This window comes from Bradyrhizobium hereditatis (assembly GCF_020329435.1).
GTDB lineage: Bacteria > Pseudomonadota > Alphaproteobacteria > Rhizobiales > Xanthobacteraceae > Bradyrhizobium > Bradyrhizobium hereditatis.
Map to the genome: position 1 here is coordinate 75874 of NZ_JAGKJK010000011.1, position 21170 is coordinate 97043.

At 63.8% G+C, this 21170-nt stretch carries 17 protein-coding genes, 1 other RNA gene and 2 pseudogenes; 11 read left to right on the forward strand and 9 right to left on the reverse strand.

Annotation, left to right across the window (positions count from 1 at the left end; all coding sequences use genetic code 11):
- Positions 1 to 12: 12 nt before the first annotated feature.
- The 4 genes from fba to tkt all read right to left on the reverse strand — a co-directional run bounded on the left by fba (position 13) and on the right by tkt (position 5588).
- Complete coding sequence (gene fba / locus J6524_RS24750; protein WP_225675392.1) at positions 13 to 1080, reverse strand: class II fructose-bisphosphate aldolase; 1068 nt, start codon at positions 1078 to 1080, stop codon at positions 13 to 15.
- A 50-nt stretch (positions 1081 to 1130) separates the two neighbouring features.
- The gene (locus tag J6524_RS24755) at positions 1131 to 2327 is read right to left on the reverse strand and encodes a phosphoglycerate kinase (RefSeq protein ID WP_225675394.1); all 1197 of its coding nucleotides are present in this window, start codon (positions 2325 to 2327) and stop codon (positions 1131 to 1133) included.
- A gap of 130 nt (positions 2328 to 2457) precedes the next feature.
- Entirely contained in the window at positions 2458 to 3465 is a 1008-nt protein-coding gene (gap, locus tag J6524_RS24760) for a type I glyceraldehyde-3-phosphate dehydrogenase (RefSeq protein WP_225675396.1), read from the reverse strand.
- 137 nt (positions 3466 to 3602) lie between these two features.
- Positions 3603 to 5588: a transketolase gene (gene tkt / locus J6524_RS24765; protein ID WP_225675398.1), complete on the reverse strand. Its 1986-nt coding sequence runs from the start codon at positions 5586 to 5588 to the stop codon at positions 3603 to 3605.
- Positions 5589 to 5964: 376 nt separating this feature from the next.
- Between tkt and J6524_RS24770 the strand changes: the two genes are divergently transcribed.
- The 5 genes and pseudogenes from J6524_RS24770 (at position 5965) to J6524_RS24790 (ending at position 8572) form a co-directional block, all read left to right on the forward strand.
- Positions 5965 to 6285, forward strand: a complete 321-nt coding sequence (locus J6524_RS24770; protein ID WP_225675400.1) for a DUF4164 domain-containing protein — start codon at positions 5965 to 5967, stop codon at positions 6283 to 6285.
- On the forward strand, positions 6282 to 6665 hold the full coding sequence (locus J6524_RS24775) for a cell division protein ZapA (RefSeq protein ID WP_225675402.1): 384 nt from the start codon (positions 6282 to 6284) through the stop codon (positions 6663 to 6665). Before J6524_RS24770 ends, J6524_RS24775 begins: the two co-directional genes overlap by 4 nt.
- 164 nt (positions 6666 to 6829) lie before the next feature.
- Positions 6830 to 6990: non-coding RNA, 6S RNA (ssrS, locus tag J6524_RS24780), on the forward strand.
- 181 nt (positions 6991 to 7171) lie between these two features.
- Positions 7172 to 7773: pseudogene (locus J6524_RS24785) on the forward strand (5-formyltetrahydrofolate cyclo-ligase).
- Positions 7751 to 8572, forward strand: a complete 822-nt coding sequence (locus J6524_RS24790; protein WP_225675406.1) for a TIGR00282 family metallophosphoesterase — start codon at positions 7751 to 7753, stop codon at positions 8570 to 8572. The pseudogene J6524_RS24785 and the gene J6524_RS24790 overlap by 23 nt, the downstream one beginning before the upstream one ends.
- A gap of 59 nt (positions 8573 to 8631) precedes the next feature.
- On the opposite strand, the gene J6524_RS24795 is transcribed toward J6524_RS24790, so the two are convergent.
- The 5 genes and pseudogenes from J6524_RS24795 to J6524_RS24820 form a co-directional block, all read right to left on the reverse strand.
- Complete coding sequence (locus J6524_RS24795; RefSeq protein ID WP_225675408.1) at positions 8632 to 10839, reverse strand: xanthine dehydrogenase family protein molybdopterin-binding subunit; 2208 nt, start codon at positions 10837 to 10839, stop codon at positions 8632 to 8634.
- A 5-nt stretch (positions 10840 to 10844) separates the two neighbouring features.
- On the reverse strand, positions 10845 to 11861 hold the full coding sequence (locus J6524_RS24800; protein ID WP_225675409.1) for an FAD binding domain-containing protein: 1017 nt from the start codon (positions 11859 to 11861) through the stop codon (positions 10845 to 10847).
- Positions 11858 to 12328, reverse strand: a complete 471-nt coding sequence (locus J6524_RS24805; protein ID WP_225675411.1) for a (2Fe-2S)-binding protein — start codon at positions 12326 to 12328, stop codon at positions 11858 to 11860. Before J6524_RS24805 ends, J6524_RS24800 begins: the two co-directional genes overlap by 4 nt.
- A 447-nt stretch (positions 12329 to 12775) precedes the next feature.
- Positions 12776 to 14199 (reverse strand): annotated as a pseudogene (locus tag J6524_RS24810) (methyl-accepting chemotaxis protein).
- 107 nt (positions 14200 to 14306) lie between these two features.
- Complete coding sequence (locus J6524_RS24820) at positions 14307 to 16073, reverse strand: methyl-accepting chemotaxis protein (RefSeq protein ID WP_225675415.1); 1767 nt, start codon at positions 16071 to 16073, stop codon at positions 14307 to 14309.
- Between the two features lie 193 nt (positions 16074 to 16266).
- Here J6524_RS24820 and J6524_RS24825 point away from each other — a divergent pair, with 193 nt between their 5' ends.
- From J6524_RS24825 to J6524_RS24850, 6 genes are all read left to right on the forward strand, one after another.
- A complete protein-coding gene (locus tag J6524_RS24825; protein WP_225675417.1) occupies positions 16267 to 17013 on the forward strand; it encodes a YebC/PmpR family DNA-binding transcriptional regulator in 747 nt (248 codons plus the stop codon).
- A 206-nt stretch (positions 17014 to 17219) separates the two neighbouring features.
- Positions 17220 to 17750 carry a crossover junction endodeoxyribonuclease RuvC gene (gene ruvC, locus J6524_RS24830; protein ID WP_225675419.1) on the forward strand — a complete coding sequence of 177 codons (531 nt, stop codon included), beginning with the start codon at positions 17220 to 17222 and terminating at the stop codon, positions 17748 to 17750.
- A gap of 313 nt (positions 17751 to 18063) precedes the next feature.
- On the forward strand, positions 18064 to 18681 hold the full coding sequence (gene ruvA / locus J6524_RS24835; protein ID WP_225675420.1) for a Holliday junction branch migration protein RuvA: 618 nt from the start codon (positions 18064 to 18066) through the stop codon (positions 18679 to 18681).
- Positions 18682 to 18721: 40 nt separating this feature from the next.
- On the forward strand, positions 18722 to 19141 hold the full coding sequence (locus tag J6524_RS24840; protein WP_225675422.1) for a cytidine deaminase: 420 nt from the start codon (positions 18722 to 18724) through the stop codon (positions 19139 to 19141).
- Positions 19138 to 20187 carry a Holliday junction branch migration DNA helicase RuvB gene (gene ruvB, locus J6524_RS24845; protein WP_225675424.1) on the forward strand — a complete coding sequence of 350 codons (1050 nt, stop codon included), beginning with the start codon at positions 19138 to 19140 and terminating at the stop codon, positions 20185 to 20187. The genes J6524_RS24840 and ruvB overlap by 4 nt, the downstream gene beginning before the upstream one ends.
- Before the next feature lie 91 nt (positions 20188 to 20278).
- Positions 20279 to 21148 (forward strand): DUF6869 domain-containing protein, encoded by an 870-nt coding sequence (locus tag J6524_RS24850; RefSeq protein ID WP_225675426.1) that lies wholly within the window; start codon positions 20279 to 20281, stop codon positions 21146 to 21148.
- The last annotated feature ends 22 nt before the right edge of the window (positions 21149 to 21170 follow it).

A 21170-nucleotide genomic window follows, 5' to 3' on the forward strand; every position in this document is an offset into this window, starting at 1 on the left:
GGGGCGCCCGGCTCAGGCGACCCGCGGGTCAAGCTCACCCTTGGCATACCGCTTGGCCATTTCGGCCGTCGTCAGCACCTTCTTGATCTTGCTGGCTTGTCCTGCGGTATTGAATTCCTGCAGCCGTTGCTTGCACAGCTTGGTCATCGCTTCCATCGCGGGCTTCAAGTATTTGCGCGGATCGAACTCTTCCGGGTTGTCCTTCAGCACTTTCCGGATCTGCCCGGTCATCGCCATTCGATTGTCGGTGTCAATATTGATCTTGCGCACGCCGTTCTTGATGCCGCGCTGGATTTCGGAAACCGGCACGCCCCAGGTCGGCTTCATCTTGCCGCCATTGGCGTTGATGATCTCCTGCAGTTCCTGCGGCACCGAGGACGAACCATGCATCACCAGATGCGTGTTCGGCAGCTTGCGATGGATTTCCTCGATCACGTTCATGGCGAGGATGTCGCCGTCAGGCTTGCGGGTGAACTTGTAGGCGCCGTGCGAGGTGCCCATGGCGATCGCCAGCGCGTCGACCTTGGTCTCCTTGACGAACTTCACGGCTTCATCGGGATTGGTGAGCAACTGGTCGTGCGAAAGCTTGCCTTCGGCGCCGTGGCCGTCTTCCTTGTCGCCCATGCCGGTCTCGAGCGAGCCGAGCACACCGAGCTCGCCTTCCACCGAGATACCGCCGAGATGGGCCATGTCGGTGACAGTCTTGGTCACACCGACATTGTAGTCCCAGTCGCCGGGGGTCTTGCCGTCAGCCTTCAGCGATCCGTCCATCATCACGGAGGTGAAGCCGGCCTGGATCGCGGTCATGCAGGTGGCGGGCTCATTGCCGTGATCGAGATGCACGCAGACCGGGATCTGCGGATAGATTTCGGTGACGGCATCCATCATGTGCTTGAGCATCACGTCATTGGCGTAGGAGCGCGCACCGCGGGAGGCCTGAATAATGACGGGCGCGTCGACCGCGGAGGCGGCCTCCATGATCGAGAGCGCCTGCTCCATGTTGTTGATGTTGAACGCCGGCACACCGTAATCGTGTTCTGCCGCATGATCGAGCAGTTGACGCAAGGTAATGCGAGCCATTCAAATTCTCCTGTATTTGCCGCGCTTTTGGCGCCCCATTAGGTCCTGGTCTAACGTGATTTCAGAACTTCCACGCCGGGCAGCGGTTTCCCTTCCATCCATTCGAGAAACGCGCCGCCGGCCGTCGAAACGTAGGAAAAATCTTCGGCCACGCCGGCCTGGTTCAGCGCCGCAACGGTGTCGCCGCCGCCAGCAACCGAGATCAGGTTCTTCGTCTTGGTGCGCTCTGCTGCATGCTTGGCCGCAACCACGGTGCCACGGTCGAACGGCGTCATCTCGAAAGCGCCGAGCGGTCCGTTCCAGACCAGCGTCGCGGCGTCGTCGATCGCCGCGTGAATCCGCGCGATCGATTGCGGGCCGACGTCGAGGATCATGCCATCGGCCGGAATGGCGTCGAGGCCATAGGCATGCGAGGGCGAGTTGGCCGCGAAATGATAGGCGACCACGGCGTCAACGGGAAGAATGATGGCGCATTTCGCGTCATTGGCCTTTTCCACGATGCGCAGCGCGGTCGCAGCGAGGTCCTTCTCGGCCAGCGACTTACCGACATTGACGCCCTGCGCATGCAGGAAGGTGTTGGCCATGCCGCCGCCGATCACCAGCGCGTCCACTTTGGTGACGAGGTTTTCGAGCAGGTCGATCTTGGTCGAGACCTTGGCGCCACCGATGATCGCGATGACCGGCTTGGTCGGCGCTTCCAGCGCCTTCTCAAGCGCATTGAGCTCGGCCTGCATGGTGCGTCCGGCATAGGCGGGCAGCTTGTGGCCGACGCCTTCGGTGGAAGCGTGTGCGCGGTGCGCGGCCGAGAACGCATCGTTGACCCAGATGTCGCCGAGCTTGACGAGCTCTGCAACGAAGGCGGGGTCGTTCTTTTCTTCCTCCTTGTGGAAGCGGGTGTTCTCCAGGCAGAGGATGTCGCCATCCTTCATCGCAGCGACAGCCTTGGCCGCGGCCTCGCCGATACAGTCGTCGGCGAAAGCGACCGGCTTCTTGATGACCTTCGACAGGGCTTCGGCGACGGGTTTGAGCGAATCCTTGGCGTCGCGTCCCTTCGGCCGGCCGAAATGGGCGAGCAGGATGACCTTGCCGCCTTTGTCGGAAATTTCGGTGATGGTCGGCGCGACGCGCTCGAGCCTGGTCGCGTCGGTGACGCGGCCGTTCTCCATGGGCACGTTAAGGTCGACGCGCAGCAGCACGCGCTTGCTCTTCACGTCGACGTCATCGAGGGTGCGGAATGATTTCGGCATGGGCGGGTCTCTTGTCCCGGCGCACTGCGGCGCGAAGCGCCGCTGTGCCGAACCGGGACCTACGTTGGAATGGGTCCCGGCTCTGCGTCGCGTCACTCCGTGACGCGACGCGTCCGGGACACGAGATCGGTTAGAGCAGCTTCCCCATCGCCACGGCAGTGTCGGCCATGCGGTTGGAGAAACCCCATTCATTGTCGTACCAGGACATCACGCGCACCAGCGTGCCGTTCAGCACCTTGGTCTGGTCCTCGTGGAACGTCGAGGAATGCGGATCGTGGTTGAAGTCGATCGAGACATTGGGCGCAGTGGTGTAACCGAGGATGCCCTTGAGCTGCTGCTCGGAAGCGCGCTTCATCGCCGCGTTGATCTCCTTGGCGTCGGTAGCGCGCTTGGCGACGATCTTGAGATCGACCACCGAAACGTTCGGGGTCGGCACGCGGATCGCGACGCCATCGAGCTTGCCCTTCAATTCCGGCAGCACGAGGCCGATCGCCTTGGCCGCACCGGTTGACGTCGGGATCATCGACATCGCCGCCGCACGGGCGCGATAGAGATCCTTGTGCAGGGTGTCGAGGGTGGGCTGGTCGCCGGTATAGGCGTGGATCGTAGTCATGAAGCCGGTCTCGATGCCCACCGTGTCGTTCAGCACTTTGGCGACCGGCGCCAGGCAGTTGGTGGTGCAGGAGCCGTTGGAAACGACCAGGTGATCCTTGGTCAGGGTGTCATGGTTGACGCCGTAGACGATCGTGGCGTCGGCATTGTCGGCGGGCGCCGAGACCAGCACGCGCTTGGCGCCGGCGGCGAGGTGCGCGGAGGCCTTGTCCTTCGCTGTGAAGATGCCGGTGCATTCCAGCGCGATGTCGACGCCGAGTTCCTTCCACGGCAGCTTGGAGGGATCGCGTTCGGCGGAAACCTTGATCTTGCCATTGCCGAGGCTGATCGAGTCGCCGTCGACAGTCACGGTTCCGGGGAAGCGGCCGTGCACGGAATCGTAGCGCAGCAGGTGGGCGTTGGTCTCGACCGGGCCGAGATCGTTAATGCCGACCACCTCGATATCCTTGCGGCCAGATTCCGCAATCGCCCGCAACACATTGCGGCCAATGCGGCCAAATCCGTTGATCGCGACGCGGACTGCCATGCTGTTTCTCCCTTAAAAGCTGATGCCATCCCCGCGGAGCTGATCCACGAGGGGCTTACGGCGGAACGCCCGGTTCGGCCGGGCGGGAACGGTCAAGATGGGGTCTAGGTAGTCCTTTTTTGCCTAGACCTCAACCATCAGCCCAAGCGCTTCAGGACAGCGTTAACCGCAGCCTCAGCGGTAATTCCGAAGTGCTTGAAAAGGTCCTTGCCCGGAGCGCTGGCCCCAAAACCGTGCATACCGATGAAATCACCATCCTGGCCGATGATGGCATCCCAGCCCCAGCGTACGCCGGCCTCGATCGCGACCTTGACTGGCGCATTGCCGATGAGGGCCTTCCGGCGGTCCGCCGGCTGCTCCAAGAGGAGGTCGACCGAGGGCACCGACACCACCCGTGATGCGATACCGCGCTCGGTGAGCTGCTTCTGGGCGGCAACTGCGATCTCGACCTCGGAACCCGAGGCGAATAGCGAGACTTTGGCGTCGCCTTGGGCCGCGACCAGTTCGTAGGCGCCCAAGGCGCAGGGATTATCGTTCGGTGCATTGGTGCGGAGTTGCGGCAGGTTCTGGCGGGTCAGCGCCAGCACCGTCGGGCCGTCGACCCGGTTGAGCGCCAGTTCCCAGCACTCCGCGACTTCGATGGCGTCGCAGGGCCGGAACACGCGCATGTTGGGTATAGCGCGGAGCGCAGCGAGATGCTCGACCGGCTGATGCGTAGGTCCGTCCTCGCCGAGACCGATCGAGTCATGGGTCATCACATAGACGACGCCGTTGCCCATCAGTGCGGCGAGCCGCATCGCGGGCCGGGCGTAATCGGTGAACACCAGGAACGTCGCGCCGTTCGGGGCGAAGCCGCCATGCAGGAAGATGCCGTTCATCGCCGCAGCCATGCCGTGCTCGCGGACGCCGTAATGGATGAAGCGGCCCTTCGGCGTCTTGGCCGAGAAGGCAGTTGCCGACCTCGCCTTGTTGTTGTTGGAGCCGGTGAGGTCGGCGGAGCCGGCGAGAAATTCCATCGGCATCGCAGCCGCAATCGCCTCGATCGCGGCTTCGGACGATTTCCGCGTGGCGACATTCAGCGGGGATTCCAACAGCGCCTTCTTGTGCGCGCGCAGCGCTTTCGCCAGCGCCGCCGGCCGCTCGTGCCGCAGCCGCCGCTCGAACTCGGCGCGCTTGCGCGGGCCGAGCTCGCCGAACACGCTTTCCCATTCTTCGCGCGCAGCCGCGCCGCGGCTGCCGGCGGCGCGCCACGCCTTGAGCACATCGTCAGGCACCGAGAACGGTTCGAGCGAGATGCCGAGTTTTTCCTTGGCGGCCTTGAGCTCGTCGGCACCGAGCGCCTCGCCATGGACCTTCGCGGTGCCGGCCTTCGTCGGCGCGCCAAAGCCGATCGTGGTCTTGCAGGCGATCAGCGACGGCTTGTTGGATTTCTGCGCGCGCGTAATCGCCGCTGCGATGGCCTTCGGATCATGGCCGTCGATCAACTCCGCGGCCCAGCCGGCGGACTTGAAGCGCTTAACCTGATCGACCGAATCGGCCATCGAGGTCGGGCCGTCGATCGAGATGCCGTTATCGTCATACAGCACGATCAGCTTGCTCAGCTTCCAGTGCCCGGCCAGCGCGATCGCTTCCTGCGATACGCCTTCCATCAGATCGCCGTCGGAAGCAAGAACGTAAGTGTGATGGCTGACGACCTTCTTGCCGAACTCGGCAGCGAGCATCTTTTCAGCCAGCGCCATGCCGACGGCGGTCGCGATGCCCTGGCCGAGCGGGCCGGTCGTGGTCTCGACGCCGCTGGTCTCGAAATTCTCCGGATGTCCCGGCGTCTTGGAGCCGAGCTGACGGAAATTCCTGATCTGGTCGAGCGTCATATCCTTGTTGCCGGTGAGGTACAGGAGCGCATAGAGCAGCATCGAGCCGTGGCCGGCGGAGAGCACGAAGCGGTCGCGGTCCGGCCAGTTCGGAGCCGCCGCGTCGAACTTCAGGAACTGTGTGAACAGCACCGTTGCGATGTCGGCGGCGCCCATCGGCAGGCCGGGATGGCCGGATTTCGCCTTTTCGACGGCATCCATGGCAAGCCCGCGAATCGCATTGGCCATACGGGTATGATCGACCTGCGTCATGATGAAAATCCGCCTGAAATGAGGTGCTTGGTTGCGGGTAACGTACCGGGCGAATGGCCGCAATACGGACGTGGATAAGGGAAGGTCGGGGCTGGATAGCACCTCAATCCCGTCGAGTCCAAGGCGAGGAAACGCGCTTTTGGTGCGAAAAGTTGCTTACGGCATGACCCCGGAAAAGTGGGTACCGGTTTCCGAAGAGGTCATGCCCCACTTGACTGCTAGATCGGGGTGTGGGTCACCCCGATCTAGCGGTGCATAGCTTCGCGCGGGCGTTGCGCTTGGCTCGCTTGCCACGTAAATTTCGTGCTCTAACCGCTTGCCGAACCGCGGATTTTGCTGCCGTGCGGCGGGCTTACGCGAAGGCGTGCTGTCTTTCATGAGCGATCGTCAGATCAACGGGACCGGGAATGCCGAGCCGGTCCAAGTCGACATCGACGCTGCCACGCGGCGCCTGATGCTGGCGCTCGATGCGCTCGAGGCGGCGGCCGAACGGCGACGCGATGCCGACCGCGACGAGAACGAATTGGCGAGCCGTATCCAGGCGCTCGGCGCCGATCGCTCGCGGCTTGCCGACGAACTCGATGGCTCGCTGGTGAAGACACGGCGGCTGGAGCGCGCCAACCGCGAGATCGCTGAAAGGCTGGATGCCGCGATCGGCACCATCCGCGCGGTGCTGGAGGCCGGAGAGGACGAATGAGCCACATCAACGTCACTATCAACGGCCGGCAGTACCGCATGGCCTGCGAGGAAGGGCAGGAGGTGCGGCTCCTCAAGCTCGCCGAGAGCCTGGAATCACGGGTCGGCGAACTGCGGGGCAAGTTCGGCGAGATCGGCGATGCGCGCCTCACCGTGATGGCCGCACTCACGGTGTGCGACGAACTGGTCGATGCCAACGCGCGCATCCGCGCGCTGGAAAGCGAACTCGAAACGCTGCGCAACGTGCGCGTCGCCGCCGCCGACCGCGCCAAGGCGACGCAAGTCGCCGTAGCCAACGCGCTGAACGCCGCCGCCGACCGCATCGAAAAAACCACGCAAATCCTCAACCGCACCATCGGCAGCGGCGTCGCGATCGGCTGAAGGGGGCGTTCGTCTCTTATCCTGCCCTTGCGGGGGAGGGTGAAGTTGAGCGCAATCTTAAGGTGAGTGAAGTGGCTGTTCGAAAGTCGCTTTTGGTAATGCCGAAGGGATAGCCGGCTGGTAACCGCTGGCGGATTCGGCCGGTAACGCTTACATTGCATCCCGCGAAGCTGCGTCGTGCGTCAGGAGCCATATATCCCCGGGGCCTTATCGATCCTTTAGGGAACTGTCCCTGGCCGGGTCCGTGGATCCGGACATATGGTGCCCACCTACTTTCGTAGGGAACTCCGGGATCGAGTGCTTCAACGGCGTTCGCGGCCTCGCACTTTGATTTGTTGCGTGCGACTTCTCTAACCCGCGCGCGTCCGTCATGCCCCGCGAATGCGAATGCGGGGCATCCAGTACGCCGCGGCGTCTCGGTTGAATCACTGAAGTCTCTGGAAATACTGGATCACCCGGTGCGCAATTGCGCACAAGGCGGTGTGATGACGGCGGAAAGATACTGCATGACCGCAACCCTGTCGAAAGCCGACCTTCGCGCCACAGCGCTGTCCAAGCGCGATGCCTTGAGCGACGAGCAGCGCACCGCCGCTGCAGAAGCGATGGCAAAGCGCGGTCTGCCATTCGAGATCGCGCCGGGCATGGTCGTGTCAGGCTATTCGCCGATCCGCAGCGAGATCGACCCAGTGCCCCTGATGCGCAAGCTGGCCGGGCAAGGCGCAAAGCTCGCGCTGCCTGCCGTGCTGTCGCGCGGAAAATCGCTCGCCTTTCGCGCGTGGTCGCCCGATGACCGGTTGATGCTGGGGCCGCTCGGCATCCCCGAGCCGTCGCCGGCAGCGGAAGAACTCATTCCCGACATCATGCTGGTGCCGCTGGCGGCGTTCGACCGTGAGGGTCACCGCATCGGCTATGGTGCCGGCCATTACGACTTCACGCTCGCCCATTTGCGCAAGGCGAAGGCCATCACGGCGATCGGCACGGCGTTTTCCGTGCAGGAAATAAGAACCGTTCCAGCGCTGCCGCACGACGTGGCGCTGGATTATGTGCTAACGGAAAAGAAAGTGTTCGATTTCCGGAGCTGAACTTTGCGTATTCTATTCGTGGGTGACGTGGTCGGCCGGGCGGGCCGCACCGCGGTCGCGGAACATCTGCCCGGCATGGTCAGGGACTGGGCGCTCGATCTCGTGATCGTCAATGGCGAGAATTCCGCCGGCGGTTTCGGTATCACCGAGGCGGTCTATCAGGAGCTGCTCGACGCCGGTGCGGACGCCATCACGCTCGGCAATCACGCTTGGGATCAGCGCGAGGCGCTGGTGTTCATTGAACGCGCGCCGAAGCTGGTTCGGCCTGCGAACTTTCCGAAGGGCACGCCAGGCCGCGGCGCGGCACTGGTCGATACCAAGAACGGCAAGCGCGCATTGATCGTCAACGCGATCGGCCGCGTCTTCATGACACCATTCGACGATCCCTTTGCGGTGCTCAATCAGGAGCTCGAGGCCTGCCCGCTGCGGCAGGCCGCGGATGCGGTCGTGATCGACTTTCACGCTGAGGCGACGAGCGAGAAACAGGCGATCGGCTATTTCTGCGACGGCCGCGCCAGCCTCGTCGTCGGCACCCATACCCATGTGCCGACCGCCGATCATCAGATTCTTTCCGGCGGCACCGCGTACATGACCGATGCTGGCATGACGGGCGACTATGACTCCGTGATCGGCATGCAGAAGGAAGAGCCGTTGCGGCGTTTCACGACCGGCATTCCTTCGGCCCGCTTCGAACCCGCGACAGGCGTTGCCACACTCAGCGGTGTTGCAGTCGAGACCGATGATGCCACCGGCCTCGCGCTGCGGGTTGCGCCGGTGCGGGCCGGCGGCAGGCTTGAGCCGGTCGTTCCGGCGTTTTGGGTCTGACAAACGCTCGGCAGGCGCCCGGCGGTACGACGTCGGCCGACATGGATGCGCCGACAGCCTCAATTGAACTGAATCACCTTGTCGAGCGTGATCGGCAGATCGCGCACGCGCTTTCCGGTGGCGTGATAGACCGCATTGGCGATCGCTGCCGCCACGCCGACAATGCCGATTTCGCCGAGCCCCTTGATGCCGAGCGGGTTGACGATCGCGTCCGGCTCGTCGACGAAGATGACCTTGATGTCGTGAATGTCGGCATTCACGGGCACATGGTATTCGGCGATATTGGCGTTCATGACGCGCCCGAAGCGGTGGTCGTACAGCGTTTCCTCGTGCAGCGCCATGCCGATGCCCCAGACCACGCCGCCCATCACCTGGCTGTGGGCGGTTTTCGGGTTGAGAATGCGGCCGGCGGCGACGGCCTTCACCACGCGGGTGACGCGGATCACTCCCAGCTCTTCGTCAACCTTGACCTCGGCGAAGATCGCCGAGTGCACATTGCGCGCGTGAGATTTGTCTTCCGCCACGTTGTTGGTTTCCTCGCGCGTGATGCGCTCGGCCTTGCCGGATAGCATCGCGCTCGCGATCGGCATCGCGCAGCTCGCATCCCGCTTGCTGACGATCTTGCCGTCCACGAGCCCGACGTCGTCTACGCCGACGCCCGCGAACGGTGAATCCTTTGCTTGCTTCGCAAGCTCAAGCAGGTCGCCGCGAACCGCGCGGGCGGTATTCGCGATGGCGTTGCACACGGATGATGCAATCCACGAGCCGCCTTCCAACGGGCACTGCGGCAAGGTCGAATCGCCGAGCTTGACGCTGATATTGTCGATGGGAAGGCCGAGCATGTCGGCTGCGACCTGCGCCATGATCGTGTAGGTCCCGGTGCCGATATCGGAAGCTGCGGTTGCGACTTCCGCGTGCCCGTTGGCCGTCAGCACGATGCGGACCGTGGCCGGCATCTGTAGCGCTTCCCATACGCCCGAAGCCATGCCCCAGCCGACCAGCTCGCTGCCATCCCGCATCGAGCGCGGCTCAGGGTTGCGCTTTTCCCAGCCGAATTCCGCGGCGCCCTGCCGATAGCATTCGCGCAATTGCTTGCTGGTATAGGGAAGGTCCTCGCCCTGATGGCGGTCGGAGTAGCATTGCAGGCGCAGCTGCACCGGATCGGTCTTGAGCGCGATGGCGAGTTCATCCATCGCGCATTCCAGCGCATAGACTCCGGTTGCGGCCCCCGGCGCGCGCATGTCGCAGGACGTCGGCAGATCGAGCTTGACGAGCTTGTGCGAGAATTTCGCGTTGGGGCTCTTGTAGAGCAGATTGCCCCAGCCGGTATCGTTGCGCGCGAACTCCTCGAACTGCGAGGTCACGGCGATCGCTTCATGTTGCATGGATTCGAGCGTGCCGCCCTCGTTCGCGCCGAGCGCAAGCCGTTCGATGCTCGCGGGCCGGTAGCCGAGCGCATACATCTGCGCCCTTGTCAGCATGACGCGAACCGGGCGTTTCAGCGCACACGCGCCCAGCACCGCCAGCATGACCTGGTATTGCGGGCGCAGGCCCGCCCCGAAGCCGCCGCCCATATAGGGCGACATCACACGCACCTCGTCCGGCTTCATCTTGAACACGCCGCAAAGATATTTTTGCACGTTCTGCACGCCCTGCGTCTTGTCGTAGACGGTGAGCCGGCCGTCTTCCCAGATCGCGGTCGAAGCAAACAATTCCATCGGATTGTGGTGCTCGGTCGGAATGGAGTATTCGGCCGCGTGGCGGACCGGGGCGGACGCAAATGCCTGTTCGGCATCGCCGCGCGGCTTCTCCGGCGCGTCCACGGTGAACGCCCTGCTGCGCTCTGCCTGCAGGTCGGTGACGTGCGGCTCCTTCTCATATTCGATCTTGACCTGCGACGCTGCGACACGCGCGGTCTCCCAATCTTCCGCCAGCACCAGTGCGACCGGCTGGCCGGTGAAAAGGATCCTGTCGTCGTAGAGCGGGCGGTAGGGCGAGCCGTTCTCCGGCGCGACTTCGTCCTTGTAAGCAGCGTCCTTGTCGGGCATCTGCGGCCGATTCTGGTGAGTGAGCACGTCGATCACGCCGGCCATGCCCAACGCGCCGCTGGTGTCAATACGCGCGATCCGCCCCTTTGGGATTGTCGAGTCGACGACATAGCCGTGGACGAGGCCGGGGACGTTGAACTCGCCGGCATATTTGGCTTCGCCGGTGACCTTGGCCCGGCCATCGACACGGGATGTCGCTGTTCCGATATAGCTTGCCATGGTGGTCACCGTATTTTCTTGTCGGAGATCGACTGCGGCGTGCCCCGCGCAGCCTGACTCAGCGTCCGGATGATGGCGCGCCGCGCCAGGCCGATCTTGAAATCGTTGTGTCCGTAGCCTTTGGCGCCGTGCAGCAGCCAATCCGCGGCTTTTGTAAATGCAGCCCTGTCGGCTCGCTGTCCGAGCAGCGCCGCTTCGGCGGCCGAACTGCGCCATGGTTTGTGCGCCACGCCCCCGAGCGCCAGGCGCGCCTCCTTGATCGTATCGCCCTCGAGTTCAAGCGCCGCCGCCACTGAAACCAGGGCGAACGCATACGACAGCCGATCGCGGATCTTCAGGTAGGAATAGTTTGCGCTAAAACCTTTCGGGGGAAGCTCGATGGCCGTGATGATCTCGTCGGGCTCGAGATTGGTGTCGCGCTGCGGCGTGTTGCCGGGCAGCCGATGGAAATCCGCAAATGCAATATTGCGCGCCCCCGCGGGGCCGACGACATGCACGATCGCTTCGAGCACTGCGAGCGCCACACACATGTCGGAAGGATGGGTCGCGATGCAGGAGTCGCTTGTTCCGAGGATCGCATTGATGCGGTTGATGCCGTCGATCGCCGAACAGCCGCTGCCCGGCTCGCGCTTGTTGCAGGGCGTTGCTACATCGTAGAAATAGAAGCAGCGCGTCCGCTGCACGAGATTGCCGCCGGTCGAGGCCATGTTGCGCAACTGCTGCGAGGCGCCTGCCAGTATCGACCGTGACAGCAGCGGATAGCGCTGTTCGATCACGGGATGGTAGGCAAGGTCCGTGTTCGGGACCAGTGCCCCGATCAGAACGCCACCGGTCGCTGTCTCCTCCACATTCCTGAGCGGCAGGCGCGAGATGTCGATCAGCCGCGTGGGCGCCGCGACATCGTATTTGATCAGGTCGATCAGATTGGTGCCGCCGGCAATGAACTTCGCGGAAGGATCGGTGGCGATCTGCTTGATGGCATCGGCGACGTCGTTGGCGCGTGTATATTGAAATGGGATCATGATCGCTCCATCGCCTGCTGGATTGCCGCCACGATGTTCGGATAGGCGCCGCAGCGGCAGATATTGCCGCTCATCAGTTCGCGAATTTCGGCAGCCGTCTTGGCCCTGCCTTCCGCGATCAGCCCGGCCGCCGAGCAGATCTGTCCCGACGTGCAATAGCCGCATTGAAACGCGTCGTGATCGATGAAGGCCTGCTGCAGCGGATGCAACTCGCCATCACGGGCAAGGCCCTCAATGGTGGTGATTTCGGCGCCTTCCTGCATCACCGCCAGCGTCAGGCAGGAATTGATCCGCCGTCCCTCAACGAGGACGGTACACGCGCCGCACTGGCCGTGATCGCAGCCTTTCTTCGTACCCGTTAGATCAAGATGGTCACGTAGCGCGTCGAGGAGCGTTGTCCACGGTGCGACCAGAAGTCTGACCGGCTTGCGGTTGACGCTCAGAGTTACCGAAATTTTCTCGGGCATTGTGGCGACGCGCCCTGTGGGCGCTGCTGTCCCAGAATGCGTCATTCTTCTTCTCCGCCTGGTTTACCCGCCTGGAGATGTCACATCCGCACGTCAGTACGATGACTTTCAACGCCCCGTTGTCGTGCGCAAAGAGGCTGGATTGCTCAAGCCTGGATTTCCGAGCTTGTCTACAACCAGCTAAGGCGACGAAGGTTCAAGGAGAGGGAGCGATATGCCGATCCCGGAGCTTGGCTGCATCACCAACAATCGTGCCATTACGAAAAACATCGGACCGGCCTTACACAAGGACCGTTGCGGTGCGCATCTTCCAGGTAGCCTGCGACGAACCGCCCGAAGCGACGCGCGCAATTAGATGAAATGTGTGATCACAGCTTGTAGGCCATGCCAGACCGCGGGCCCTTGACGCTGGCAGGCACGTCGAACCTGAGCCACGGCAACCGAGGGTCAGTTCTGCCGAAAACCCATCCGGAATGCGCCCCAGTGGCGGCCGCGGATAAAGATCGGTGACGACAGGTCCTTCATCAGCACGAAATTACCGCCGCCCATGTCGCGCCGGTAGGTCTGCAGCAAAAACGGCTTTGTGTTCGCCGCCACCTTCTTCACCGCGCGGTCGTTGAACAAGCGGCGGTTGCGGCAGTTGGCGTTGTTCCAGACGGGATCAGGGCCCTGCGGTAGGCGGTAGTTCGGATTATGGGTCGGCAGATAACCGCCCTTGGCCCAGGCGACGCAGAACACGATCCGCGGATCGGATTTCTGGATGGGATCCTGGATCGAAGGTAGAATGCGGTCCGTGAAGGCGACATAGTCGGTCAGATATTGCTTCGGGTCGGTACCTGCGATTTCCCGATACTTCTCGTCCATGAGCTGGTTGAGGGTGATCTCGCCGCGGTCGATCGCGGCCTCGAACTCGGCCGCGATGCGCTTTGCGGTGTCGATAACGACGCAGATCAGCGGTGCGTCCGAGGTCTCGACGCCGCTGTCGGCGATCAACGCGATCAGGTCTTCGGAGGTATCGAGCAGCTTTGCCACCCTGTCATCCGCGTGCTTGAGATCGCGCGAGGAGAGGTCGACGCCCTTGGCGAGCTCGCTGAGCTCGGTGATAACAGTGTCGCAATGGCCGAGATTGGAGGTCGCTGCCCTGGCGACGCCGTCGATCTCCTGGCCAACGGATGCGATGCCCTGATGCACGCGCGCGATGATGCCGCTGATCTGCTGTGCGCCCTCGCCGGCGCTCTTGGCGCGGAGCGAGGCGTCTCCGCTTTCGCCGATCAGGCTGCCGATCTGGCCGTCGAGATCGCGCATGGTATCGGAAATTTGCTGTGTGGCCTGGCGAGTCCCTTCCGCCAGGCTCTTCACTTCGCTCGCGACCACAGCAAAGCCGCGGCCGGCGGTTCCGGCGCGCGCCGCCTCGATCGTGGCATTGAGCGCCAAGAGGTTAGTCTGCTTCGCATCGCCTCGATCGAGCCGGAAACCTTTGCAACCTGCGACAGGGCCGAGCCGACGGCGATGAGCCAGGCCTCGATGCGGCCGACCGCTTCGACGAGTTCGGCGATGTGCTTGACCGCCGTATCCACCGCGCTACGCGACTGAACGATCTCTACGACGGCAGCGGACGTGGTCGATTGCACCGCCTGCGATGCGTTCGCGATGTCACGGTTGGCCGAGACCATGGTCTCGGCCGTCTTCTGTAAGTGGTGAAATCGCTCCGACTGGTTCGCGACGCGGCTTGCGACCTCCTGGACGCTGCCGGCGATATCCGCAAGTTCCACGCCGAGCCCGCCGATGCGATTGGCAAGCTGGTCGATAAGTCGTTCGGCCAGTGTCTGGTTGGATTGAGTGTCCAGGACTGCACGCTGCACAACCGACATATCAGAGCTTTCTCCAGTCAGAGCCGATAGTCGGCTCACCGCGGCGATCGCATTCCAATTTCAAGTTAGAGCGCGATTCGCGCCGCCGTCTTGTGCCTGAGAGCGCACTAAAGCCTGTAGGCCGTGCGGAACCCGCCCCAGTGGCGGCCCTTGACGCGGACCGGCACGTCGATCTCGCGCATCATCACGGTATTACCGTTGCCCATGTCGCGGGCGTAGCTCTGGATCAGATAGGCGCGCTGATTGCGGCCGGCGGCAAGGCCCGCCGGATCGTTGAAGATGCGGCGGTTGCGGCTGTTGGCGGTGTTCCAGGTGACGTCGCCGGGCCGCTGCGGGTGCGAATAGATCTTGTTGTGAACAGGCAGATAGCCATTGGTGTCGACCATGGCGCAGAACGCCATCCGCTTGTCCTTGGCAAGAAATGCTTCCTGGAACGGCGGCAGGGCGCGATCGGCCCAGTCCAGGATCCTTGTGCGGTATTGCACCGGGTTGGTACCGGGTATTTCGACATAGTTGGTGTCGAACATGTCTTCCATCGAGATGGCGCCGCTGTCGATGCCGCTCTCGAAGATCTTCTTCAAGGCAGCGCCGGCTTCCATCGCGCGGGTGACCGCCTCGGTGTTGTCGTCCTGGATCGACCACATCTTGTCTTCGAGCTTCTCGACCAGCGCGGCGCTCGGCCGTTCGAATCGCGCGTGCGTGCCGGCCTTGGAGCGCTCACTGACGCGAATGCGGCAGGCGCCGACGTCCTGCAGCGTCGCATCAAAACTCTGGCCCTGGGCCAGCCTTTCGGCATCGGGTCCACTGACCAGGATGCCATCCATCGAGATTTCGTAGACCGGCGCAGAGATGATGCCGCGCGGCGTCTGCATCTCGATCTTGAGGCTACAGGGCAGCTTCTGCTGCTCGCGCCGCTCGGTGCGCTCGCCATCCTTTTCACCATGGCGCAGCAGCACGGCGCAGCGCGCCTTGAGTTTTTGCGCGAATGCGGTGACGGCCCGTCCGGCCTTGGCAACGCTTTCGCCACGCGCCTCGGCTTCCTTGGTCGCGCTGTCGATCTCGCTTGCGCTGTCGCTGACCGAGACGATGAAGCTGGAGGCGGAAGCCGCGTTGTCGGCGATTTCGCCGGTGGTCGCGTTCTGCTCGGCGACCGCGCCGTTGACGTTCTCGAATACCGGGCGGATCGCCGCGATTGCCTGCGTAATGCGATGAACGGCGTCGACCGAGCCGGCGGCATCGCGCTGCAGCGCATCGATCTTCTTGGTGATCTCTTCGGTGGCGTTCTGCGTTTGAACCGCGAGCGCCTTCACTTCGGTGGCGACGACAGCGAAGCCGCGGCCGGCCTCGCCGGCGCGCGCGGCCTCGATGGTGGAATTGAGCGCCAGCAGGGTGGTCTGGCGCGCGATCTGCGCGATCAGATTGACGACATTGCCGATCGCCGCCGAGGACTCCCGCAGCCGATCGACATTGGTGCTGGCTTCGCGGGCGGCCTCGCTGGCCTGGTCGGCGAGCTTGCCGGCGTCGCGCACCTGCGCGCCGATCCCCTGCGCCGAATGGGTGAACTTGTCGGCGGCGTGCGAAAAACTCGTTGCCGTGCTCTGGGCGGCGCTGGAACGACTCGTCAGCGCGTCGGTGCGCTGGCGGATGGTCGAGAGCGTCGCAGCCGTGGCCTCGGCGCCGCCAGCGACCGAGTTGGCCGCACGCTCGAGCTGGCGGATCATCGCGCCGAGTTCGAGTTCCAGAAGTTCGAGGATCGCCTTGGCTGAATCGCCGTCGTCGGAGGTGGTTTCCGCCGCAGTGGCGGCCTGAACCTTGGGCGGGACGGCGGGCGCGGCCGGTTCCGGCATCCGCTTTTTGAACAAACCGAAGGCCATGATGTCTCTTAAAAGTTGAGGACCGCGTGCGAAATCCTCTCATCCGAGCATGAAGTCATGGTTAACAACTGCCTGTTTTTCCCGCAGGCACGCACTACTTTAGTAGCCGAATCGGCCGCAAATCTTTGATTTCAGCCGAGTGGCGGCCTATAAGCCGCGCTTCACCTACATTTCCTGGACGAAGAGACCCCGCATGGCCGGCCATTCCCAATTCAAGAACATCATGCACCGCAAGGGCCGGCAGGATGCCCAGAAGTCCAAGCTGTTCAGCAAGTTGGCCCGCGAAATCACCGTTGCGGCCAAGCTGGGAACTCCGGACCCGGCCATGAACCCCCGGCTGCGCTCGGCCGTCATCGCGGCGCGTCAGGAAAACATGCCGAAGGACAATATCGAGCGCGCCATCAAGAAGGCGGTCGGCGGCGAGAGCGAGAGCTATGACGAAATCCGCTACGAGGGCTACGGGCCTGGCGGGGTCGCCGTGATCGTCGAGGCACTGACCGATAACCGCAACCGCGCCGCCTCGGACATCCGCTCCTACTTCACCAAATCCGGCGGCAATCTCGGCGAAACCGGCTCGGTCGCCTTCATGTTCGACCGCACCGGCATCATCGAATATGACGCCAGCGTCGCCTCCGACGACGCCATGCTGGAAGCCGCGATCGAGGCCGGCGCCGACGACGTGGTCTCCAGCGAAAGCGGCCACGAGATCTACGCCTCGCAGGAAACCTTCCGCGAAGTCGCCAAAGCGCTGGAAGGCAAGTTCGGCGAAGCCCGCAAGGCAGCGCTGACCTGGAAGCCGCAGAACACGGTCGCGGTCGACGACGAGACCGGCGAGAAGCTGCTCAAGCTGATAGATCTGCTCAACGAGCACGACGACGTTCAGAACGTCTACGCCAATTTCGAGGTCTCCGACGCCCTGATGGCGAAGATGGGCGGGTAGACCATAGCGCCTCTCCACCCTCTACTGTCGTCGCCCGGCTTGACCGGGCGATCCAGTATGCCAGAGGCGGTAGTGCTTCTGCCGAGAAGCCGCTGCCTTCGCGGGGATGATGCGCGGAATGTGTGGGTACGTCCGGAGCGCGCATCCCAGGGGATTTCCGTTCTCTTTATGTTTCGTTCACCCCGCTCTGGCGCTATCACTACGCCATGACATCCCCACCGATTCGCCAACCCGTTCGCATCATCGGTATCGACCCCGGCCTGCGCCGCACCGGCTGGGGCGTGATCGAGAGCGAGGGCAACCGACTGGTCTTTATCGGCTGTGGCTCTGTCGAGCCGCCGGACGATCTGCCCTTGGCGAGCCGACTGCTCGCGATCCATGAGGGGCTCGGCGCCGTGCTCGGCGACCTCCGCCCAGCGGAGGCCGCGGTCGAGCAAACCTTTGTGAACAAGGACGGCGTTGCGACGCTGAAGCTCGGTCAGGCCCGCGGCGTCGCCATGCTGGCGCCCGCGATGTTCGGTATTGCCGTTGCCGAATATGCGCCCAACCAGGTCAAGAAGACCGTGGTCGGCGCCGGACATGCGGACAAGAACCAGATCGCGGTGATGCTGAAGATTCTTTTGCCGAAGGCCGAGCCGAAATCCCCAGATGCAGCGGACGCGCTCGCCATCGCCATTACCCACGCCCATCACCGCCAGGGCGCCGCGCTGCGGATGAAGGTGGCCGACGCATGGTGAGCGGTTGCTGTGTGAAGCAAAGTGAGGAGAGCACATCGGTCGGGCTCCCTCCCCCCTTGCGGGGGAGGGTTGGGGAGAGGGGTAAGCCCCGGGCTCAGATCGAAGACATGCGGCGGCCCTCTATCGACGAACCGATCGAGATCATCGGACAGAACGTTCTTGCTGTACGTCAACCAACTGAACAAGCGGCACCCCTCTCCCTAGCCCTCCCCCGCAAGGGGGGAGGGAACCCGCCCGCCGGTGTGTCCCTCGCTGATATCGCCACCACCGTTATCGGCTCCGCCGTCACCAGCGTCGAATTGCGGACTCCAAGATGATCGGCAAACTCAAAGGCCTGATCGATTCCTACGGCGAGGATTTCGTGATCCTCGACGTCGGCGGCGTGGGCTATCAGGTGCATTGCTCCTCGCGCACGCTGCAGGCGCTGCCGTCGCCCGGCGAGGCCGCGGTGCTGTCGATCGAGACCTATGTCCGCGAAGACCAGATAAAGCTGTTCGGCTTCCGCACCGACACCGAGCGCGAATGGTTTCGCCTGCTCCAGACCGTCCAGGGCGTCGGCGCTAAGGTCGCGCTTGCGGTGCTCGGCACCTTGCCGCCGGCCGAACTCGCCAACGCGATTGCGCTGCGCGACAAGGCCGCGGTGTCGCGCACGCCCGGCGTCGGCCCGAAAGTCGCCGAGCGCATCGTCAGCGAACTCAAGGACAAGGCACCTGCATTCGCCAATGTCGATCCCGCCGTCGTGCATCTTGCCGGCGCCGTCGACGATCACCGCGCGCCGCGCCCGGTGACTGATGCGATCTCGGCCCTCGTCAATCTCGGCTACGGCCAGCCGCAGGCCGCCGCCGCCATTGCATCCGCTTCGCGCAGCGCCGGTGAAAATGCCGAGACCGCACAACTGATCCGGCTAGGTCTGAAGGAATTGTCGAAATAGACTGCCGTCGGCTGGCCCCCGACTGACGAAGGAACGCATTTTGCTGAGCAAGAAGGACGAGGAGCTGATCGCCGCCGCCACCGAAGTCATCACCTTGCGCTATCGCAACGACTGGCAGGAAGTCGGCGCCGCCATGCGCACCCGCGACGGCCGTATTGTCACCGGCGTGAATATCGACGCCTATATCGGCCGGATCGCGGTCTGCGCCGAAGCGATTGCCATCGGTCGTGCCATCACTGAAAACGGCGACCGCGGCATTGAAACCATCGTCGCCGTGCGCCACCCCAAGCCCGGTGAACCCGGCAAGGTCGCGGTGGTGTCTCCCTGCGGCATCTGTCGCGAGCTGATCCACGACTATGATGCCAACGCTCGGGTCATCGTCCCCGACAACGGCCGTGAGCCGAAAGCCGTGAGCGTCGGCAAACTCCTGCCGAACAAGTACAAGCGGGGCAGCGAGTGAACACGCCCTCCCGCATCGTCACCCCCGAGCGCCGCAGCGACGATGTCGGCGACACCGCGCTGCGCCCGCAACTGCTGTCCGAATTCGTCGGCCAGGCGCAGGCGCGCAAGAACCTCTCGATCTTCATCGAGGCGGCACGCAAGCGCGGCGAGGCGCTGGATCACGTGCTGTTCGTAGGACCTCCCGGCCTCGGCAAGACCACGCTGGCGCAGATCGTCGCGCGCGAACTCGGCGTCGGCTTTCGCGCCACGTCAGGTCCGGTGATTGCGAAGGCCGGTGATCTCGCGGCGCTGCTGACGAACCTCGAGGAGCGCGACGTGCTCTTCATCGACGAAATCCATCGCCTCAGCCCGGCGGTCGAGGAAGTGCTGTATCCGGCGATGGAGGACTTTCAGCTCGACCTCATCATCGGCGAGGGGCCGGCGGCGCGTTCGGTGAAGATTGAGCTTGCAAAATTCACCCTCGTCGGCGCCACCACGCGCGCGGGCCTGTTGACCAATCCGCTGCGCGACCGCTTCGGCATTCCAATCCGGCTGAATTTCTATACCGAGGAAGAGCTGGAGAAGATCGTGTCCCGCGGCGCGCGCGTGCTCAATATCGGCATGACGTCCGACGGCGCCAACGAGATTGCGCGCCGCGCCCGCGGCACGCCGCGCATCGCCGGCCGACTGTTGCGCCGCGTGCGCGACTTTGCCTCCGCAGCGGACGCCAGCTCCGTCGACCGCGCCATCGCCGACCACGCGCTGAGCGCGCTGGAAGTCGATGCCGCCGGCCTCGATGCCATGGACCGGCGCTACCTCACGACGATCGCGCTGAACTATGGCGGCGGACCTGTCGGCGTTGAAACCATGGCGGCGGCGCTGTCGGAGCCGCGCGATGCGATCGAGGACATCATCGAGCCCTATCTGATCCAGTGCGGCTATCTGCAGCGCACCCCGCGCGGCCGGCTCTTGACCTCGCACGCCTTCCGCCATCTCGGCCTGGCCGAGCCCACGCGCGATCCCGCCCAATTCGGCCTGTTCGGCAACGGCGACAGCGACGACTGACTGCTTCGAACCCGATCATTCCGGCGGTGCACTAAGGGCAAAATGGCCGGCGCGCAGCGCCAGTTTTGCTCGCCGTGGAGGGGCACTATCGATGGGATCGACCGAAGACGCTGACATGCTCGCTCTCATTGCCGCGGCGCCGGAACTGGCGACGCCCGATGACACCGAGGCCTTCCTCGACGGCATGCCGATTTCGGAGCTTGCCTCGATGTGGGGCGCGTTGCAGCGCCTCAGCCGCCGCGACCAGACCGGCGCCGCCTGGTCGGCGATCCTCTATTTCGATCATCTGCCGCACAAGCGGCCGGAGCGTGCGCTCGATCTCGCGCTCGAAGTGCTGCGCTCGGAGACCGACAAACCGACGGTGATGCAGCTCAATGACAAGTTCATGCTGTCGCTGCTCTACGCCCATGGCGCCGCCGTGATCGAGCGTATCGAGGCCGAGGCGAAGCAGAATGCCGCGCTGCGCTGGCTCTTGGGCGGAATTCACTTCGGACCCGACGAGCCGTTCCAGCGCCGCATCGAGGCGATCGCCGACTTGAAGGGCTGGCGCGCCGACGATCTCGCGCGGCGCACGCCGAAGCGCCCGCTCGATTGCGAGGCGATGTCGGTGGTAGAATTGGCACGCGCCTGGGTCGAGCAGTACTCGAAATCCGAGCGCGACCGCGATGACAATTTCTTCATCATGATGGATTATGAGCGCGACCTGCGGAAGGAGGATCCCGATAGGGCGATCGATCTCATCCTCGAAATCCTGAAGATCGAGGCCAATCCGGTGCTATTGTCGCTACTCGCGGCGGGGCCGCTGGAGGATGTCATCAGCATGGAGACCATCGACCGGATCGAGCGCGAAGCGTCCGCCAACAAGCGCTTCCACGATCTGCTCGGCGGCGTGTGGTATTATCGTGCACCCGCTGAGCTGAAGGCGCGGCTGGACGCGCTGGTGGGGCAGAACCGGTGGTGAGAAGCTGCTTGAGGTCTGCTGA